Here is a 17,720-nt window from a genome sequence, read left to right on the forward strand (position 1 = left end):
ACAGCCCAACCCCAAAATTTGGACCAATGCCCAAATATACTTTTTATTTAGTTGCTTTCGGCAGCAACGGCTTTTTTAGCAGGGCAAATAATAGCTGCAATAGCATAAGCAGCAATACATACCAGCCATTCCATGTAGATTACATTCGGGAAAATGCGTACTGCCGGGGTAAGCTGCCACAGCACCAGCAGCACCAGGCCTGCCAGCAAAGTCCAGAAGCCTGCGGCTTTAGAAGCATACTGCGGGAAGAACAGCGCTACGATTACGATAACGCTGAAGGCAGCAGTCAAAGACAGACCAATCATAATCGTACCCAAAATACTGGATACGCTCATAGCAAGTCCCAAGGTAAGAATACCGCTTATAATGATGCAGGCACGTGTCATCAGCAGCTGACGCGCCTGGTTACACTGCGGATTGATGAAGCGCTTGTAAATATCACTGGAGAACAGTGTACCGGCGCTAAGCAGCAGGTTACAAGCAGTAGATACATCCGCAGCCCACAGAGCTGCCAGAGTGATACCTGCCAACACCGGCTGCAGGCCTACGATAACCTGCGGCAAAGCAAGTGCAGCCTGCGCATCAGGATACATAGCCTTAGCAACCAAACCAAGGAAGGCAGCCAGAACGCCTACCGGCAGCATCAGAATGCCGCCCCAGACGAAGCCCTTCTTAGCAGTTGCAGCGTCCTTAGCGCCCAGAGAAATCTGCAGAATACTTTGCAGAGAAAGATTTACGGTAATCAAAGTTACAACCCAGCTGGTGATGGTTACAGGGCCAACACCGTCAATAAAGCTGAACCAGGGCACATTAGCCGGCAAAGCAGCAGCCAGATGATCCATGCTGCCAATTTTTTTGAACTGAATAATAGTTGCCGCCAAAATGCCAACGTAAATCAGAATAATATTCAATACATTAGATAAGGATGCAGACCACATACCACCGATAAAGGTAATACCGATAAAAGTGATAGCGCTGACAATCATACCTGTGTGGAAATCAAAGATATCCGGCAGGATAGCGTGCAGAATACTGCCACCCGCAATATATTGCAGACTGATGATTACCAACTGAATAACAATCTGGCAGAAAACGCCCAAGATTACCGCGCCCTTGGTATGATGGCGTTCGATAAGCTCAGTGATAGTCGTAATGTTCTGTTCACGGTACTTTTTAGCCATGAACAACCCCATAACAATCGCGCCCAAAGCCCAGGCAATCGTATACCAACCGGCACTCAGACCAACACGGAAGGCATGCTCGGAAACGCCGATAGTCGACGCACCGCCGACAGCCAGTCCGATAATAGTAACACAAATCAGAGGCGCAGAAAGTCTGCGTCCCGCAAGAGCAAAGTTTTCGTTGTTTCCTTCACTACGTTTTTTAGCGTACCAGCTGATAGCGAACAAAGCAACAATGTACAATATTAAGATGAATAAAGAAACAGGCACAAAAAATCCTCCTTTAAATTATACATGCCTGTTAAAGAAATACAACGTCATCGCTGGCAGTATCCCTATACTGCCTCACATCAGACCTAATCGTGCAGACTTCAACAACATATAATACAAAAACCATTTGTGCTGTCATTACAATTCCCCATCGCCCATACCGGCAAGCATCCCAATGCAGACCAAATATACGCCTCCTGATGCTTCCTTGCAAAGCAGCCACATATATATTAGCTAAATTATATCCCGCCAGGAAAAAACAGTCAAGATTTTTTCACAAAAAAGTATTGACAAAATAGCCTCTTGCAGTTAAAATAAATATTGTTGTTGGCCTCGTAGCTCAGCTGGATAGAGCGTTTGACTACGAATCAAAAGGTCGCAGGTTCGAGTCCTGCCGAGGTCACCATTTTGAAATTGACATCGCAAGAGATTGCGGTGTTTTTGTTTTTCTGATTAAAATAATCTTTTCTAAGAAAAAAGAACCGGTCACTAAAACCGGTTCTGCATAAAAGAATATAAAGCATTGACGCCTAAAGCTGCCCCTGATACTGCTTGCGCATTATCAGGGGTATTTTCATGCGTTATATAGAAATATGTGTATGAGTAAAAATTACAGGCTGCGGATTTTTTTGCGCAGCGGCAGAATGCTTGCCGGGCTTACAGAAAGCTCATCCATGCCCATGCGTACAAACTCCTTCGTCAAGCTCAAATCAGCGCCCAGCTCGCCGCAGACGCCGCACCAGATGCCTGCTGCATGCGCTCCCTGCACCGTCATTTCAATCAGACGCAGGATTGCAGGATGATGTGCATCAAAGAACGGCTCCAGCTGCTGGTTTTGGCGGTCTATAGCCAACGTATACTGACTCAAATCGTTTGTACCGATGCTGAAGAAATCAACTTCCTTAGCCAGCTCCGCACTGATCAGTGCTGCTGCCGGCGTTTCAATCATAATGCCGACCTCCATCTTAGGGTCGAATGATACACCTGCATACTTCAGCTCTGCCTGTACTTCGCGCAGAATTTTACGCGCCTTGCGCACCTCTTCTACACTGATAATCATCGGGAACATCACAGCCAGCTTGCCATAGGCGGAAGCGCGGCAGATAGCGCGCAGCTGCGTAGCAAACAGCTCCGGTCTTTCCAGACAGATACGGATTGCGCGATAGCCAAGCGCCGGATTTTCCTCCTGCAGCAGCTCGAAGTAATCAGCCTGCTTATCAGCGCCGATATCAAGCGTACGGATAATAACACGCTTGCCGGCCATTGCCTCCGCTGCCAGCTTATACTTTTCAAACTGCTGCTCCTCTGTCGGATAATCCTTGCTTTCCAGATAAATGAACTCACTGCGGAAAAGTCCGATGCCCTCTGCATCGTTCGCCAGCACGCTGGCCAAATCACCGGTGCCGCCGATGTTGGCATATACATGCACCTGCTGGCCGCCGCCGGTAATGCTCTTTTTGCCCTTGAGCTCCTCCAAGAGCTTTTTATGCTGTGCATCCTGCTCCATCTTCGCCTTGATACGCTCCAGCGTTGCTTCATCAGGATCAACGAAAACCTCGCCGGTATAGCCATCAACCGCTATCAGCTTGCCGTCATATTCTTCACCGATGCTGCTGCCGGTGCTGACAACCGCAGGAATACCGATCGTGCGCGCCAAAATTGCCGTATGCGAATTTACACTGCCTGCCGCCGTCACAAAGCCCTGCACACGCGATTTATCAAGTTGTACGGTTTCACTGGGTGCCAGGTCATCCGCTGCCAGAATGTAACTGCCACTGCCGCTTTCCCAGCTGCTGCCTGCATCACCCAGGCAGCCAAGCACCTTGTTGGAAATATCCTTGACGTCGGCAGCGCGTGCACGCATATAATCATCTTCCATCGAAGAAAAAATTTCTGCAAAATTAGCTGCGATAGTCTGCACCGCATATTCCGCATTAACCTGCTGTGTGCGGATAATGCCTTCAACAGACTCTATATAATCAAGGTCCTCCAGCATCATCTGGTGAATTTCAAAAATAGCGGCATTATCCTTGCCTACATCTGCAACAGCCTTTTCATAAAGCTCTGCCAGCTTATCTATAGCATCCTGACGCGCTGTCTGAAAGCGTGCAACCTCAGCCTCGGCATTCTGCACCTTACGACGTTTAACTGCTGCTGCATTACGACGCAGTACAGCCAAGGTTCCCAGCGTTACGCCACCGCAAACGCCCTTACCCTTTAATGAAAGCATTTTATCACCTCGCGAAAAATCTCTCTTACTGCGAACTTACAGGTTAGCCTTGAAGAAAGCCTCCAAAGCTGCTGCTGCTGCATCCTCATCAGCACCCTCGCAGGTAACAGTAATCTCTTCACCCTTTTTAACGCCCAGGGCCATAACGCCGAAGATACGCTTCAAATCACCTTTTTTAGCACCTTTGGCAATGGTGGTACTGCTGGCAAATTTGGCAGCCTCTTTAACGAGCAGTCCTGCCGGACGTGCATGGATGCCTGCTTCATCAGTAATAACATAAGTAAATTGTTTCATTTTTTATTTCCTCCGTTTTGCTAATAACAATATTCTGCCGCTAAATCCTTAAAATCCTATTTTTGTTTTTATCTTTTTTCTCTATCTGTTATTCGTTCACGTTCTTTTTAACAAACCCCATAAGCACAGCTGCCAGCACACTGCCTGCTGCCAGAGCTGCAAAATACATCGGCCAGTTCTGCACTACGCCGAAAACAAATACACCGCCATGCGGTGCCGGAACGCTGCAGCCAAAGGCCATGGACAAAGCACCGGCTACACCGCTGCCCAAAGCGCAGGTCGGAATTACACGCAACGGGTCACTTGCTGCAAAGGGAATAGCGCCTTCGGTAATAAAGGACAGACCCATGATAAAGTTGGTCACGCCGGACTGACGCTCCTTAGAAGTAAATTTACTCTTAAACAGCATAGTACACAGTGCAATCGCCAGCGGCGGCACCATACCGCCAATCATAACCGCAGCCATAATCTCGCTGCTTACAGCGCTGCCGTCAGCTGCAGCCAAAGAAGCAGTACCGAAAACATAGGCTGCCTTGTTCAGAGGACCGCCGAAGTCAATGGACATCATAGCACCCAACACAAAGCCCATCAGCACTTTGCTTGTTGTGCTCATGCTTGCCAGCGCACCTGCCAGCCATTGGTTGAAGGCTGCAGTCGGCGGGTTGATAACGTAGGTCATCAAGATGCCCATAAGCAGCAGGCCGATAACAGGATACAGCAGAATCGGCTTCAGACCTTCCAAGCTGTCAGGCAGTACACTGAACACCTTGCGCAATACCAGGATCAGATAACCGCCAATGAAGCCTGCAAACAGCGCGCCGAAGAAGCCGCTGCCGCCGGAGGCTGCCAAAAAGCCGCCTACGATACCAAGCATCAGTGCCGGACGCTCGCCGATACTCATTGCGATATAGCCTGCCAAAATCGGCATCATCATGCTGAACGCCAAACCGCCGATATTCTTAAAGAAGGCTGCTAGCGGCGTGCCGCTGCCAAACTTAGCCGTGCCGGCAAATTCCATATCGAACATAAATGCCAGCGCGATAAGAATACCACCGCCGATTACAAACGGCAACATGTGCGAAACGCCATTCATCAGATGCTTATAAATTTGTCTCCCCAGACTTTCCTCAGCATCTGCCACGTCACTTGTCGCCTCGCTGCCGCCCTTGCCTGCGTAAGCAGAAACATTACCGCTCAAAATCTCCTCGATAAGCTCCTTCGGCTTGTTGATACCGTCAGCTACCTTAACGAAGATAACCGGCTTGCCTGCAAAGCGCTCCACAGGCACGTTCTTGTCTGCAGCCACAATAATGCCTTCGGCTTCTTCTATCTCTGCCGCCGTCAGCTTATTTTTTACGCCGCCGCTGCCATTGGTTTCAACCTTCATTGCAACGCCCATCTTACCGGCCATCTCCTGCAAAGCCTCTGCTGCCATATAGGTATGTGCAATACCTGTCGGGCAGGCAGTAACAGCCAGCACCTTGCGCTGCTTAGCAGGCTCTGCTGCCGGTGCCTCTTCTTCCTCATCCTCAAACTTTTCATTTTCGTATTTGTCGATAACTGCCAAAAAGTCCTTGGCGCTACCGGCATTCAGCAGCTCGCTGCGGAAATTATCGTTCATCAGCAGCATGCTCAGATGGCTCAGCACATCAAGATGCACATTATCCTTCGTATCAGGTGCAGCAATCAGGAAGAACAGCTTCGCAGGCTCGCCGTCCAGACTGTCGAAGTCAACGCCGTCCTTTACCAGCATAGCTGCCAGTCCCGGTGCCTTTACAGCACTTGTCTTGGCATGCGGAATGGCAATGCCTTCACCGATACCCGTGCTACCCTCCTCTTCACGACGCAACACGCAGGCTCTGTATTCGTCCTTATCAAGCAGATTACCGCCGCTCTCCATCAGCGTAATCAAATGCTCCAGCGCTGCTGCCTTATCCTTAGGCTGCGCTTTAAGATCAATGCTTTCTACCTTCAGCAAATCAACTATTTTCATCTTATTTTTGCCCCTTCTTTTTTATTTATTAGTCACGCCCTGTAAAATAATTTTATCAATATCATCACTTGTTGCCAGCCAATCCTTAAACGCGCTTGCGCTGCCTGCGGCTACGCCAAGGCGCAGCGCCTCCTCATAATCCTGCGTTTTAAGATAGCCAGCCAAAAAGCCGGCCACCATACTGTCACCGGCACCAACAGAGTTTACCAGTTTACCCTTCGGTGAAGCCATCATATGCTGCCTGCCATTTTCGTCCAACAGTACAGCTCCGTCCGCTCCACGCGAAACCAGCACATTACGTGCTCCCTGCTGCTGCAGCTTCAGTGCAGCAGCAAGAATATCCTCCTCATTCAGCAACGGTCCCCGGCCAAAGAACTCTCCTAATTCCTCATGGTTTGGTTTGATTAAAAACGGCTTATATTTCAGCACCTTGAGCAGCAAATCGCCAGTAGCATCTACCACAACCCGTGTGCAAGCAGGCTGCAGCAGCTCCAGAATCTGCTCATAAATATCATCCGGCAGTGAAGCGGGTATACTTCCTGCCAGCACCAAAATATCATCCTGCGTCAGACCCTGCAGCTTGGTGAAAAGCTTTTGCAGCTCTTCCTTGCTCAGCTGCGGTCCCTGACCATTCAGCGCCGTTTCCGAGTCCGAAATAATCTTCGTATTAATGCGCGAGCAGCCTTGACCGGCCTGAATAAAATCACAGCGGCAGCCTGCCTCCTGCAGCAGGCGTTCTATCTCTGCACCGCTAAAGCCGGCCGTAAAGCCCAAGGCTACCGATTGCAGCCCCAGATTTTGCAGCACCAGCGAAACATTGATTCCCTTGCCACCCGGATATATATTTTCTACTTGGGTGCGGTTAATCTCGCCTACTGCAAAATTATCAACCTTTACCACATAATCCAAGGAAGGGTTAAAGGTTACAGTATAAATCAAAGTACAATCACCTCCGTATGCTGCTTGTAGGACCTAACGTTCAAGCCCTCCTGCGCAGCTGTAATAATCACGCCCTTGGACAACGGGCCGAAGGACACGTTCGACAGCGCCTCAAACTTGCTGGCATCCGCCAATACATAGCATTTACGGCAATGCTCCATCGCCACACGCTTATTCATGGCCTCCTCTATATCAGGAGTTGTGAAGCCCTCTTCTACCGTAATACCGTTAGTTCCGAAAAAGCCCTTGCTGAAATGATAATGCTGCAGGGAAGCAACCGCTTCCGTACCGATTACCGCATCAGTTGTCGCCTTCACACGCCCTGCTATAAGCAGTGTTTTCAGGCCGCGCTGCGCCAGCTTCTGTGCCAGCGTAATACCGTTCGTTACATAAACAGCATCCTTTTCCGTCAGGTAGGTTGCCAGCTGCTCGGTTGTCGAGCCCGCATCAAGAAAAATAAAATCGTTGGGACGCACCAGCGTTGCCGCATACGCAGCAATTGTACGCTTATCTTCAATGTTACGACTGTATTTTTCCTGCATATTGCGCTCCTGCACAGGCTCCGCCTCGCGCACGGCAGTCGCACCGCCATGCACCTTGCGTACCTTGCCCAAGCTGTCCAACTGCACCAAATCACGGCGGATAGTGGACTCAGAGGTTTCCAGAAGCCTTGCCAGCTCCGGTACTGTCGCCGCACCGTCACGCGTGACAATGCGAACAATTTCTTCAAATCTTTCTTGTGTTAGCATGAGCATCTCTCCTCTTGCAGATATTATATAATCATTTTCACGCAAAATCAATCATTTTTGAGCAAGAATCTGCATTTTTTTGATTTTTTGCAGATTATCTTCAGCTTCTTTCAAAGCAATAAAAAAGCAGATGCCTCTCCCAATTTGGAGAAGCATCTACATGAAGAATTGTTTGTATAGTTTTAAAAACAGTGTGCATAAAAGCGTCAGCTTATTTTACCAAAGCACGCATTTCATCCGCAGTCAGAGTAAAGTATTCCTTTACGGTATAGAGCTCACGGCGACCGCGGCAATCTGCAAACAAAGCAACATCAACATCAGGAATATTTTCTATTGCTTCCTCTACGCTCTTGCCGTTTTTGGCATAAGCCTCAAATCGCAGGACAAATTTTTCGCCGGTACCTGCCGGAACCAGCATTGCTTCAAAATAATCATCCTCGCGCAGATAACCCTCACGGTTAACCTTACCGCGCAGCAGCACATCACTATACTGCTCCTGCGGCAGATAAATACGCATATAAGCATCCAGAATAGTACCTTCCTGCTTGCCTACGTTATCAAAAGGTACCTCTAAGGAAAAATCAATTCTGTCGGCATATACCTTATCCAAAACAGCCTTAGTGCGCTGTTTTACCAACAAACGCATTACAGCATCACCCTGAATAGAAATATATACACCTACAATTATAACGCCTAAAATAAACAGTCCTACAAGGACTCCCACAATCGTCATCAGCATCTTGCTTCCCCCCTTACACCTTATGATAATCCTTGATAATGCAGATTGGTGTTTTTTCACTGCCGTTGCCAAAAGGATTATCAATAAGGATTTCCGCAACCTTATCCGGATCAACACCTTTAGACCAGCCAAGCACTGCAGAGCGCTTCAAATCGTTAACGTCGGCAATAGCAGCGCCATAGCAGCCGCAAGCCTTGGTAATTGCTTCGGCAACCTTTTCCGGTTCTGCCGGACCATAAACAATATGCTTGTCATACGGAGGCATTGTGCCGGTAACATCGTCAATCAGGCGAGCCTGTTTGCCTGCCATACGGTAGAAGGTACCGCTTACGCCTACACATTTAGCAGCAAAGCCGCAAATTACTGCCCACAGAACACGTGCACCGCCCTCTGCGTCAATTAGGGACTGCATGCTGTACCAGCTGCTGATACTGCCCTTGGCCGGGAACAGATGCGACAGCACCTTAGCCAGCGGTCCCGGATGGAACTCCTCGCAGCGCATTGCTCTACCTTGAGTAATAGCTACTACGCTTTCGGCAGTGCAGACAACATCATTGGGGCCGATTTTATCCTTGGCATATTCCAGAATAGCATCACAGATATCATCGTGATGAGTCAAAATTCTTGTCGGCACAGGAACAATCTTATACTTTTCCATACTCTCACATCTCCTCCGCAGCCTTATCCGCTGCATATACCTTCTGAATTTTATCATACCATTCAGGCTTCAAACGAACAATGTGGCCTTCATTATCGGTAAACACATTGCGCGTATGGCCTTCAACCGCCACAGCGCCGTCGCGCAGACGGATAACAGTATAATCAAATTCCATTTTTGCTTTATTAAAGGCACTCATTTTTACCTGTACTTCAAAATCATCATCAAAGGTACAGGAATTTTTATACTTGGCGCGCACCTCGGTAATCGGGAAAATAACGCCGTCAGCCATCAGCTCGCCCAAGGAAATACCGCAGGCACGCAGATATGCTACACGTCCCATTTCAAACCAACGCAGATAGTTGGCATGATGCACAACACCCATCATATCAGTTTCAACAAAACGCACCTTATCTCGTATTGTAATCATAAAATCTCCTTTGCATATTCAAGGCTTCCTGCAGATAACAGGCTTACAATCAATTTATTATTATAGCACTTTTAGCGCCAAGTGCCTAACAAATCTTATAAATTAGATAAATTTTTCTCTGCCAGCAAACGCTTAACCTTTTCAGCCAGCAAAGCATAAAGTACGGAAAACAGCGGTACGCAGACAATCATACCGGCAACACCGCCAAGGCTCGCGCCAATCGTCACCGCCGCCAGCACCCACAGCTCCGAAAGACCTACAGCCTTACCCACAATCTTAGGATAAAGCAAGTCAGCCTCAATGCGCTGCAGTACAATGTATAATATAATAAAATACCAAATTTTCTCCGGTGCTGCCACCAATATTAAAAAGCAGCCGATAAGAGCACTGATTAATGTACCGAGAATCGGTATCAGGCTCAGCACTGCCACCAGCAGCGAAATTACCGTCGCATAGGGAAAGCTGCAAAGCTTCATGCTGACGAAATACATCACGCCCAAAAGCAGCGCTACTACCAGCTGTCCGCCCACAAAGCCGCGGAAAATCTGCTCCGCCGTCTGCAAAACATGCAGGATATAGGCAGCGCGCTCCTTCGAGCAAAAGGCAAAAATTACCCATTTAAAATTGCGCACCAGACGATGCTTTTCCAGCAGGCAATAAATCGCTACAACAAAACCGATAACACAGTTGGCTAGCACCTCAACGAGTGAGGCTGTTGCCAAAAATGTCTGCTCCAGCAAAAGACGCTTGTTGTTCTGCAGATAATTGAGCATCGTCTGATAAACTTCCTTAGCCTGCGCCTGTACTACAGCCAGCTCGTCTGCCGAGAAGGAAAGCTCCTGCGCCTTCTGCTGCAGATAAATATTCAGCTTGGCTAACGCCGGCGGCAGCATCTTGACGAGCATTTTCATACTGGCGTGCAGCTCGGGCACAATCGTCAGCACAAAGAAGGCCAAAAAGCCGATAATGATTGCAAGGCTCAAAAGCAAACACACTGGACGCTCGAAACGCGATACCACGCTCTGCTTAAAAATTATGCGCCAATATTGCTCCAGCTTCTTCATCAGCACGTTGACGATAAAAGCCATACAACCGCCAATGACAAACGGCAACAAAACATCATATATACCAGCCAGCAGTTTTAGGCTGACATTGTAATTCCACAGCGCCCAGATAAGCACAATTGCAAAGGCCAGCAGACAATAAGGATTTCTTTCTTTCATAAGCAACCTCTATTCAAAGCGTATGTCCAAGGTAATACATGCTCATTAAATTAATAATATTATTGTAACATATAAGCGCGCACAAGACAAAAAAGAAGGCTTTTCTTTGCATAAGTTTCACATCTGTGGTATAATTCCATTGTAGTTTTTGCGCCTGTAGCTCAGTGGATAGAGCAATGGTCTCCGGAACCGTGTGCGGAGGTTCGATTCCTCTCAGGCGCACCAAAAAGAAAAGTACCGCTAAGGCTTTTTGAAGGCTTTAGCGGTTTTTTGATGCTCACTTTCAGTTTAGCTTGCTCAAATAATTTTTCAGGCCACGCGCACGGTTACCAACTGCTTCGCTGATACGTGTAACGCGCTCTTTATCCAGATAAGGACTTGTCGACAAGGTATTCCGTACTATCTCAGCGCAAGCATCAATTCCATTGATATCAATAAGGCACTCTTTAACTAAGGCAAGCTGCTTTTTCTGCGTATCTTTAAATGGCATAGCAGGTAATTCTGTTCCTATTTCGCTATTTAATGATTCGCACCACAGGCTTGTACCATTATCAAACAACGGTGCAGGACCTAGGAACTTCAAAGAATTAGCATCACGGATAAAACCGAAATTACCATAATGCCTGTCGCTGTTCTCTATCAGGTAATCAAGGCAAAGCATCTGCTGTAAATAGCCTGCCACATCAGGAATTTGCAACTGCTCGCAACACCTGAGGAAGTGTCCGTAAACAGAATCGTTATTCGACTTGGGAAGAATATCCTTAACAAAATAAGCAGGAACAAATTCTGTTTCCGTAGTAATAAAATTAGGACACAGACACAGCGGACGGTTATCCTCTATAATCAGCTCATAGGGAACATGCTTAATCGTCAGAGCCTCCGCTACATTAGCGGCAGCAATTTCATTATACGGCTGCTGCAACAGCGGTACCGAGCCTGCTTTGGCAAGATACGTAACGCCGTTGATTTTCACCCACTTTTTCTTTAACCAGCCATTGCTTGAAGCATCCGGCGTGAACGGATTTATTGCAGGCCTGGAGGATTCCTTTTGAAAAAACGCTTCCCCTAACTCCTTGGAAAAATCGTTGGTGAAAAAGTTTACCTCCTGCCATGTCAATTCACTGCCGACAGGCTTCAGCCAATATTGATCAGACAGGCTCAACCCCAAGCTGCGCTTGCTCAAAACCGCTGGAGATTCGACATCATACAAATGCAGAATATAGCGCAATCCGTCGCGACTTGCAGGAATAATACGGCTACACCACCACTGATTTAATTTGTCTGCGAGCTTATTAAAATCATCAGTAAAAATACCTACAGGAAAGGCTTCTGGATTGTATATCTGCAGGACTTCGGTTATATAGCCTGCAGCGGACATCGTTGTCTTAACCAAAGGAATATTTTTATTCATAATTATATACTTATCCATGCTTTTCCCTCCTTCAGTATTTTTTATATTATACCGCAAGCAGCATTTTTTTGAAAGAAAATTATAACCGCCCGCATCTCACCTTCACCTGAGATACGGGCGGTTAATGTTATTTTTGAAGATTAATTACAGCAGCTCAGCCTTTTTATCCAGAATTGCTTTGCAGGCAGCGCAGGCCGGGCAATCGCAATAGGCAGCCCCGGCAGCCTTGATTTCCTTAGCATGTGCCAAAATATTTTTTGCCAGCTCAGCACCGAAAACGCCAACGCCTGCTTCGGAACCGGCAAAAGCAATCAGCCCGTCTATCGGCATGATATCTGCTTCCAGCTCTGCAATATAAGCCTTGGTTACTTCTGCTTCTTTCGCAGTACCGACAGCAGCAAGCCATTTTTCAGCAGCAGCCTTTGCTTCAGCGCTGCAGCTATGAGCAGCAATTAAAGCTACAGTTTTTTCTTTAACAAAATCTAACGTTTCTTGTGTCATAATCTGTTAACCTCCTCGTGATGCGTTGCGCATCATCTGTACATATCATAGTACCAAATTGCAGTCCTGTAAAGTACGCACTTTCACGTGCGCTAGTTACCGCAAGGTTACTATTGTAGTATCATGCGTATGCCCATTCTTGAAAACGCAGCTTGATCATAATTACGTGCGTACTTCCCACAGTAGAGAATATCATATTAATACACAAAAACTTATAAACTTACCAGGCAGCAACTGTTCCGTCAGCACGCTGCTCCGTTGCTCCCGCCAGTACGCCGTCAGCGCAGCGCCAGATAATTTCGCCCCTGCCAAAGCTGGTGTAATCGCTCATTACACGTACGTCATGCCCCTGCTTGCGCAGCTGTTCCACTACCTCCGGCGCAAAGCGATCCTCCAGCCACACCTCGCGTCCATCAATCCACTGCCAGCGCGGCGCATCAAGCGCAGCCTGCGGATTCAGCAGGAAGTCAATCGTGTTCATCAGCACCTGCACATGACCTTGCGGCTGCATATAGGCACCCATAACACCAAACGGTCCGACTGCTTCGCCATCCTTAGTCAAAAAGCCGGGGATAATTGTATGATACGGCTTTTTGCGCGGCAGCAGGAAATCATCCGAAGATTCGTCCAAGCTGAAGCCTGCGCCTCTGTCATTAAAGTTGATGCCATAACCAGGTAGCACAACGCCACTGCCAAAGTCTTTGTAGTTGCTTTGGATAAAGGAAACCATATTTCCTTCGTTATCTGCAGTACACAGATAAACAGTGCCGCCGCAGAACGGTTTGCCTGCTTCCGGCAGCAAGGCCTGCTCGCCAATAAGCGCACGGCGTTTGGCTGCATATTCCTCGCTCAGCATAGCTTCCACCTTAGTACGCATATAGCGCGGGTCAGCAATATACTGCATGCCATCGGCAAAAGCCAGCTTCATAGCTTCTATCTGCTTATGCAGTGTTGCTACGCTGTCACGTCCGTCGAATTCAAAGCCCTTCAATATATTCAAAGCCATCAGCGCTGTAATACCATGACCGTTAGGCGGCATTTCCCACACATCATAGCCACGGTAATTAATATGCACAGGTTCAACAAATTCCGCACGATAATCAGCCAAATCTGCCAACGTCAGATAACCGCCGGTCTTTTCGCTGAAGTCGACAATTTTTTCGGCAAGCTCACCGCGATAATAGCTTTCACAATAGCTTTCCGCCAACAAACGCAAGGTTTTGGCATGGTCTGGAAGACGTACCAACTCGCCTGTGCGCGGTGCCACGCCTTTGGGCGCAAAGGTTGCAAACCAGGGTGCAACAGCAGGATTATCCTTATACGGCGCCAGCGCCTCAATGCCCTCCTGCCAGAAGCGTGCTACTATCGGTGAAACAGGATAACCGTTTTCCGCATAATCAATAGCAGAGGCAAATAATTGCGCAAAGTTCAGACGACCGAAACGCTTGTGCAGCTCCGCCCAGGCTGAAGGCGCCCCCGGAACAGTCACAGCCTGCCAGCCTCTGAACGGCATTTTATCTGTATGTCCTGCAGCACGCACTGCCTCCGCCGTCAGGTTCTGCGGCGCATAACCGCTGCCGTTGATACCATAAAGCTTATTCTTTACCCAGACAATCGCAAAGCAGTCGCTGCCAAGACCGTTATTCGTAGGCTCCACTACGGTCTGACAAATTGCTGTCGCGATGGCTGCATCAATAGCATTCCCGCCCTGCTGCAAAATCTGCAGGCCGGCCTGAGATGCCAATGGTTGCGAGGTGCAGACCATACCGCGTCTGCCATAAACTACGCGACGGCGCGAAGCGTAAGGATATTGTTGTCCGTCGAATTGCATTTGCATAATTATCACTCCATAAATTATGATTAGTTGAAAAAAGCACACCTTTACAGATGTGCTTTTAATAAAAATCAAGTAATTATAAAATCTTGGACAGGAAGTTTTTGGTGCGTTCTTCTTTCGGATTGCCAAAAATCTCCTCAGGAGTTCCTTCTTCCAAAATTTTGCCGCCGTCTACGAAGCATACACGGTCGCCAACCTCACGGGCAAAGCCCATTTCGTGAGTAACAACAGCCATGGTCATACCTTCGTTAGCCAACTGCTTCATAACGTCCAGAACCTCGTTAACCATTTCCGGATCAAGAGCACTGGTAGGCTCGTCAAACAGCAGAGCCTTCGGCTTCATGCACAGGGCTCGCGCAATAGCAACACGCTGTTGCTGACCGCCGCTGAGCTGATCGGGATAATTATTGGCTTTGTCTTCCATGCCAACCTTTTTCAGGTACATATGTGCAGTCTTTTCTGCTTCATCCTTAGAAACGCCGCGCACCTTCATCGGTGCCAGCATCAGATTCTGCATAACAGTCATATGCGGAAACAGATTAAAGCGCTGGAATACCATGCCTACTTCCTTGCGGATTTCGTTAATATTAGCCTCACCGTTCAGAGGAATACCATCGATAACAATGCTGCCGCCGGTAGGCTTCTCCAAAAAGTTGATGCAACGCAACAGAGTACTCTTACCGCTGCCGCTGGGGCCGATAATAACAACAACCTCTTTTTCCGCAATCGTCAGGTTTACACCCTTGAGTACGTGCAGATCACCAAAGCTTTTCTTCAGATCTTTGATTACAATCATTTCCTTGCTCATTTCGTGTCAAACCTCCGCTCCAGATAACCGGTAAACCTTGCAACAGCAAAGGTCATAATCAGATAAATAATAGCTACAGCCATCCAGATTTCAAAGGAAGCGTAGGTACGGGCAATAATCAGCTGGCCGCGACGAGTCAGCTCTTCGAAACCGATAACGGAAACCAGAGAGGAATCCTTCAGCATCGCAATAAATTCATTGCCCAGAGGCGGAATGATGCGCTTGAAGGCCTGCGGCATGATAATATAGCGCATAGTCTGCGCCCAGGTCATACCGAGGCTGCGGCCTGCTTCCATCTGGCCCTTGTCGATAGACTGAATGCCGGCACGGAAGATTTCGGCAACATACGCACCGCTGTTGATGGAGCAGGCGGAAATTGCTGCCACAAACGGATCAACACGGCTGCCGATAATATTAGGCAACGCAAAATACACGAGGAAGATTTGTACCAGCAGCGGGGTGCCGCGGATAAAATCTACATAAACATTGGCAAAATAACGCAACGGCTTAATGCTGCACAAGCGCGCAATACCGATCATGCAGCCAATCAGCAGACCGAAGGTAACGCTCATCGCCGTAATCTCTACGGTAATAGCGGCACCGGCCAGCAAAAGCGGAAACGAATTTGCCATAAGCTCAAAATTCATATTCTCCCAATCCCTTCTAAATTCTTAGTTGCAGGCTGGAGAGAACCACTGCTTATTTTTTCTCTCCAAACCATTTAGTATAAAGCTTATCATATTCGCCGCTCTTTTTCAATTCAGCTAAAGCTTTATTTAAATCGCCAGCCAGCTTGCTGCCTTTTTTAACAGCAATGCCGTAAGGCTCAGCTTCCATTCTTTCACCAACAGTTTTAGCAAAGTCCTTGCCTGCTTTGGTCATATAGTATTCAATAACCGGTGCATCACCGATTACAGCATCAGCACCGCCGTTTTTCAGCTCCAGAGAAGCCTCGTCCTGAGTATTGAATGCCTTTACTTTAGCTCCTTCAACAGTTCTGGATTTATTTTCACCGGTAGTACCGATTTGGCAGGCAATAGTTTTACCCTTCAAATCATCGATGGATTTTACATTACTGTCTTTACGTACCATGATCATCAGACCGGAGGTATAATAGGATTCAGTAAAATCAACAACCTTTTTACGCTCGTCAGTAATGGTCATACCGGCAATAGCAACATCAATATTGTTGGAATTCAGCGCCGGAATCAGAGCATCAAAGCCCATGCTTACCATTTCAACCTTGTAGCCCATTTTCTTGCCAAGAGCTTCAATCAGTTCAATATCAAAGCCGGTCAGATCCTTGCTGCCTTCTTTAGGAAATTCAAACGGTGCAAATACAGGCTCAGTGCCGACACGCAAAACCTTTGCGCTGTCAGCCGCCTTTTTTTCCTCACCGCCGCAGCCGGTCAGCAGCATGCTGCAGGCCATAATAGCCATCATCAAAAATACTAATACCTTTTTCATTTGTTGGTCCCCCTCATTTTTTCTTTTCTATTTTTTTAATATCAAACGGAGCACGTCCGGCAATTAAACCCTGTCGTGCTCCGTAGTGAACAAAATATTATTTCTTTACTTCACCAAACCAGGTTTTGTAAATCTTGTCATATTCACCATTTTTCTTCAACTCAGCCAAAGCCTTGTTGATTTCGCCCGCAAGCTTATCATTACCTTTTTTAACAGCCAGACCGTATTGCTCTGCTTCCATGATATCACCAACAGTTTTCATGCTGGCGTTACCACCCTGTGCCAGGTAATAACCAACTACAGGACTATCATTGATAATCGCATCAACGCCTTTGTTTTTCAGTTCCATAACAGCTTCATCATTAGTATTGAAAGCAGTTACTTTAGCGTTAGCAACGTTTCTGGCATTTTTTTCACCGGTAGTACCGATTTGGCAGGCAATACGTTTGCCTTCCAGATCTTTAACGCTCTTAACTTCGTTGTTGTCCTTATTTACCATAACGATCAGGCCGGAAGTATAATAAGGTTCAGAGAAGGTAACAGCCTTTTGACGTTCTTCATTAATGCTCATGCCTGCAGCAACAACATCAATGTTGCCTGAGTTCAGTGCCGGAATCAAAGCGTCAAAGCCCATGCTGACAATTTCAACCTTGTAGCCCATTTGCTTGCCGATAGCACGTGCCAGATCCATGTCAAAACCATCATAGCTTTTACTGCCCTCTTTTTGGAATTCAAAAGGAGCAAAGGTAGGCTCTGTACCTACACGCAGTACCTTTTCCGGTTCAGCAGCTTTTTTATCGCCACCGCCACAGCCAGCAATCATCATAGAAGCAGCAGTCAGAACTGCCATAACTAAAAACAAAATCTTCTTCATCATCATTTCCCCCTTCGATATTGTAAGCCAATTTTGAGATAGGTACATTATATACCTAAATTCCCGCAAGGTAAAGTATTTTTATGAAAAAAAATAGTATAAAAATAAAAATTGGC

General features: G+C 47.4%; 17 protein-coding genes and 2 tRNA genes. 2 read left to right on the forward strand and 17 right to left on the reverse strand.

Annotation, left to right across the window (positions count from 1 at the left end):
* Nucleotides 1-47: 47 nt before the first annotated feature.
* On the reverse strand, nt 48-1,451 hold the full coding sequence (locus tag HMPREF9443_RS08120) for a sodium:solute symporter family protein (RefSeq protein ID WP_009146102.1): 1,404 nt from the start codon (nt 1,449-1,451) through the stop codon (nt 48-50).
* 329 nt (nt 1,452-1,780) lie between these two features.
* Between HMPREF9443_RS08120 and HMPREF9443_RS08125 the strand changes: the two genes are divergently transcribed.
* Nucleotides 1,781-1,857 (forward strand) — tRNA-Arg (locus tag HMPREF9443_RS08125).
* 204 nt (nt 1,858-2,061) lie between these two features.
* On the opposite strand, the gene ptsP is transcribed toward HMPREF9443_RS08125, so the two are convergent.
* The 9 genes from ptsP to HMPREF9443_RS08170 all read right to left on the reverse strand — a co-directional run bounded on the left by ptsP (nt 2,062) and on the right by HMPREF9443_RS08170 (nt 10,706).
* Nucleotides 2,062-3,681, reverse strand: a complete 1,620-nt coding sequence (ptsP, locus tag HMPREF9443_RS08130; protein WP_009146103.1) for a phosphoenolpyruvate--protein phosphotransferase — start codon at nt 3,679-3,681, stop codon at nt 2,062-2,064.
* Nucleotides 3,682-3,717: 36 nt separating this feature from the next.
* Nucleotides 3,718-3,975: an HPr family phosphocarrier protein gene (locus tag HMPREF9443_RS08135; protein WP_009146104.1), complete on the reverse strand. Its 258-nt coding sequence runs from the start codon at nt 3,973-3,975 to the stop codon at nt 3,718-3,720.
* 88 nt (nt 3,976-4,063) lie between these two features.
* Nucleotides 4,064-5,968, reverse strand: a complete 1,905-nt coding sequence (locus HMPREF9443_RS08140; protein ID WP_009146105.1) for a PTS fructose transporter subunit IIABC — start codon at nt 5,966-5,968, stop codon at nt 4,064-4,066.
* 21 nt (nt 5,969-5,989) lie between these two features.
* Nucleotides 5,990-6,907: a 1-phosphofructokinase gene (gene pfkB / locus HMPREF9443_RS08145; RefSeq protein WP_009146106.1), complete on the reverse strand. Its 918-nt coding sequence runs from the start codon at nt 6,905-6,907 to the stop codon at nt 5,990-5,992.
* Nucleotides 6,904-7,656 carry a DeoR/GlpR family DNA-binding transcription regulator gene (locus HMPREF9443_RS08150; RefSeq protein ID WP_040565335.1) on the reverse strand — a complete coding sequence of 251 codons (753 nt, stop codon included), beginning with the start codon at nt 7,654-7,656 and terminating at the stop codon, nt 6,904-6,906. The genes pfkB and HMPREF9443_RS08150 overlap by 4 nt, the downstream gene beginning before the upstream one ends.
* 211 nt (nt 7,657-7,867) lie before the next feature.
* Nucleotides 7,868-8,395, reverse strand: a complete 528-nt coding sequence (locus HMPREF9443_RS10395) for a hypothetical protein (protein ID WP_009146109.1) — start codon at nt 8,393-8,395, stop codon at nt 7,868-7,870.
* A 13-nt stretch (nt 8,396-8,408) separates the two neighbouring features.
* Nucleotides 8,409-9,053: a coenzyme F420-0:L-glutamate ligase gene (locus HMPREF9443_RS08160; RefSeq protein WP_009146110.1), complete on the reverse strand. Its 645-nt coding sequence runs from the start codon at nt 9,051-9,053 to the stop codon at nt 8,409-8,411.
* A gap of 4 nt (nt 9,054-9,057) precedes the next feature.
* Nucleotides 9,058-9,483 carry an acyl-CoA thioesterase gene (locus HMPREF9443_RS08165; protein WP_009146111.1) on the reverse strand — a complete coding sequence of 142 codons (426 nt, stop codon included), beginning with the start codon at nt 9,481-9,483 and terminating at the stop codon, nt 9,058-9,060.
* A gap of 95 nt (nt 9,484-9,578) precedes the next feature.
* Nucleotides 9,579-10,706 (reverse strand): AI-2E family transporter, encoded by a 1,128-nt coding sequence (locus tag HMPREF9443_RS08170; protein ID WP_009146112.1) that lies wholly within the window; start codon nt 10,704-10,706, stop codon nt 9,579-9,581.
* A 150-nt stretch (nt 10,707-10,856) separates the two neighbouring features.
* Between HMPREF9443_RS08170 and HMPREF9443_RS08175 the strand changes: the two genes are divergently transcribed.
* Nucleotides 10,857-10,931, forward strand: a tRNA-Arg gene (locus HMPREF9443_RS08175).
* Nucleotides 10,932-10,989: 58 nt separating this feature from the next.
* On the opposite strand, the gene HMPREF9443_RS08180 is transcribed toward HMPREF9443_RS08175, so the two are convergent.
* The 7 genes from HMPREF9443_RS08180 to HMPREF9443_RS08210 all read right to left on the reverse strand — a co-directional run bounded on the left by HMPREF9443_RS08180 (nt 10,990) and on the right by HMPREF9443_RS08210 (nt 17,607).
* Nucleotides 10,990-12,135: a HipA domain-containing protein gene (locus tag HMPREF9443_RS08180; RefSeq protein ID WP_009146113.1), complete on the reverse strand. Its 1,146-nt coding sequence runs from the start codon at nt 12,133-12,135 to the stop codon at nt 10,990-10,992.
* A gap of 126 nt (nt 12,136-12,261) precedes the next feature.
* The gene (locus tag HMPREF9443_RS08185) at nt 12,262-12,618 is read right to left on the reverse strand and encodes a hypothetical protein (RefSeq protein ID WP_009146114.1); all 357 of its coding nucleotides are present in this window, start codon (nt 12,616-12,618) and stop codon (nt 12,262-12,264) included.
* A 220-nt stretch (nt 12,619-12,838) separates the two neighbouring features.
* A complete protein-coding gene (locus tag HMPREF9443_RS08190; protein WP_040565339.1) occupies nt 12,839-14,449 on the reverse strand; it encodes a gamma-glutamyltransferase family protein in 1,611 nt (536 codons plus the stop codon).
* Nucleotides 14,450-14,531: 82 nt separating this feature from the next.
* Nucleotides 14,532-15,251 carry an amino acid ABC transporter ATP-binding protein gene (locus HMPREF9443_RS08195; RefSeq protein ID WP_040565340.1) on the reverse strand — a complete coding sequence of 240 codons (720 nt, stop codon included), beginning with the start codon at nt 15,249-15,251 and terminating at the stop codon, nt 14,532-14,534.
* Between the two features lie 8 nt (nt 15,252-15,259).
* Nucleotides 15,260-15,910, reverse strand: coding sequence for an amino acid ABC transporter permease (locus HMPREF9443_RS08200; RefSeq protein WP_009146117.1), 651 nt, complete (start codon nt 15,908-15,910; stop codon nt 15,260-15,262).
* A gap of 52 nt (nt 15,911-15,962) precedes the next feature.
* Entirely contained in the window at nt 15,963-16,730 is a 768-nt protein-coding gene (locus tag HMPREF9443_RS08205) for a basic amino acid ABC transporter substrate-binding protein (RefSeq protein ID WP_009146118.1), read from the reverse strand.
* 97 nt (nt 16,731-16,827) lie between these two features.
* Nucleotides 16,828-17,607, reverse strand: coding sequence for a basic amino acid ABC transporter substrate-binding protein (locus HMPREF9443_RS08210; protein WP_345740554.1), 780 nt, complete (start codon nt 17,605-17,607; stop codon nt 16,828-16,830).
* Between the last annotated feature and the right edge of the window lie 113 nt (nt 17,608-17,720).

Origin of the sequence: Phascolarctobacterium succinatutens YIT 12067 (genome assembly GCF_000188175.1) — a bacterium.
Lineage (GTDB): Bacteria > Bacillota > Negativicutes > Acidaminococcales > Acidaminococcaceae > Phascolarctobacterium_A > Phascolarctobacterium_A succinatutens.

Excerpts from the sequence above, each read along its gene's own strand:
- HMPREF9443_RS08150 (WP_040565335.1), bottom strand. The coding sequence starts at position 7,656 with ATGCTAACACAAGAAAGATTTGAAGAAATTGTTCGCATTGTCACGCGT.
- HMPREF9443_RS08185 (WP_009146114.1), bottom strand. The coding sequence starts at position 12,618 with ATGACACAAGAAACGTTAGATTTTGTTAAAGAAAAAACTGTAGCTTTA.
- HMPREF9443_RS08180 (WP_009146113.1), bottom strand. The coding sequence starts at position 12,135 with ATGGATAAGTATATAATTATGAATAAAAATATTCCTTTGGTTAAGACA.
- HMPREF9443_RS08205 (WP_009146118.1), bottom strand. The coding sequence starts at position 16,730 with ATGAAAAAGGTATTAGTATTTTTGATGATGGCTATTATGGCCTGCAGC.
- HMPREF9443_RS08160 (WP_009146110.1), bottom strand. The coding sequence starts at position 9,053 with ATGGAAAAGTATAAGATTGTTCCTGTGCCGACAAGAATTTTGACTCAT.
- HMPREF9443_RS08200 (WP_009146117.1), bottom strand. The coding sequence starts at position 15,910 with ATGAATTTTGAGCTTATGGCAAATTCGTTTCCGCTTTTGCTGGCCGGT.
- HMPREF9443_RS08190 (WP_040565339.1), bottom strand. The coding sequence starts at position 14,449 with ATGCAATTCGACGGACAACAATATCCTTACGCTTCGCGCCGTCGCGTA.
- ptsP (WP_009146103.1), bottom strand. The coding sequence starts at position 3,681 with ATGCTTTCATTAAAGGGTAAGGGCGTTTGCGGTGGCGTAACGCTGGGA.
- HMPREF9443_RS08195 (WP_040565340.1), bottom strand. The coding sequence starts at position 15,251 with ATGATTGTAATCAAAGATCTGAAGAAAAGCTTTGGTGATCTGCACGTA.
- HMPREF9443_RS08170 (WP_009146112.1), bottom strand. The coding sequence starts at position 10,706 with ATGAAAGAAAGAAATCCTTATTGTCTGCTGGCCTTTGCAATTGTGCTT.
- HMPREF9443_RS08165 (WP_009146111.1), bottom strand. The coding sequence starts at position 9,483 with ATGATTACAATACGAGATAAGGTGCGTTTTGTTGAAACTGATATGATG.
- HMPREF9443_RS08210 (WP_345740554.1), bottom strand. The coding sequence starts at position 17,607 with ATGATGAAGAAGATTTTGTTTTTAGTTATGGCAGTTCTGACTGCTGCT.
- HMPREF9443_RS10395 (WP_009146109.1), bottom strand. The coding sequence starts at position 8,395 with ATGCTGATGACGATTGTGGGAGTCCTTGTAGGACTGTTTATTTTAGGC.
- HMPREF9443_RS08140 (WP_009146105.1), bottom strand. The coding sequence starts at position 5,968 with ATGAAAATAGTTGATTTGCTGAAGGTAGAAAGCATTGATCTTAAAGCG.
- HMPREF9443_RS08135 (WP_009146104.1), bottom strand. The coding sequence starts at position 3,975 with ATGAAACAATTTACTTATGTTATTACTGATGAAGCAGGCATCCATGCA.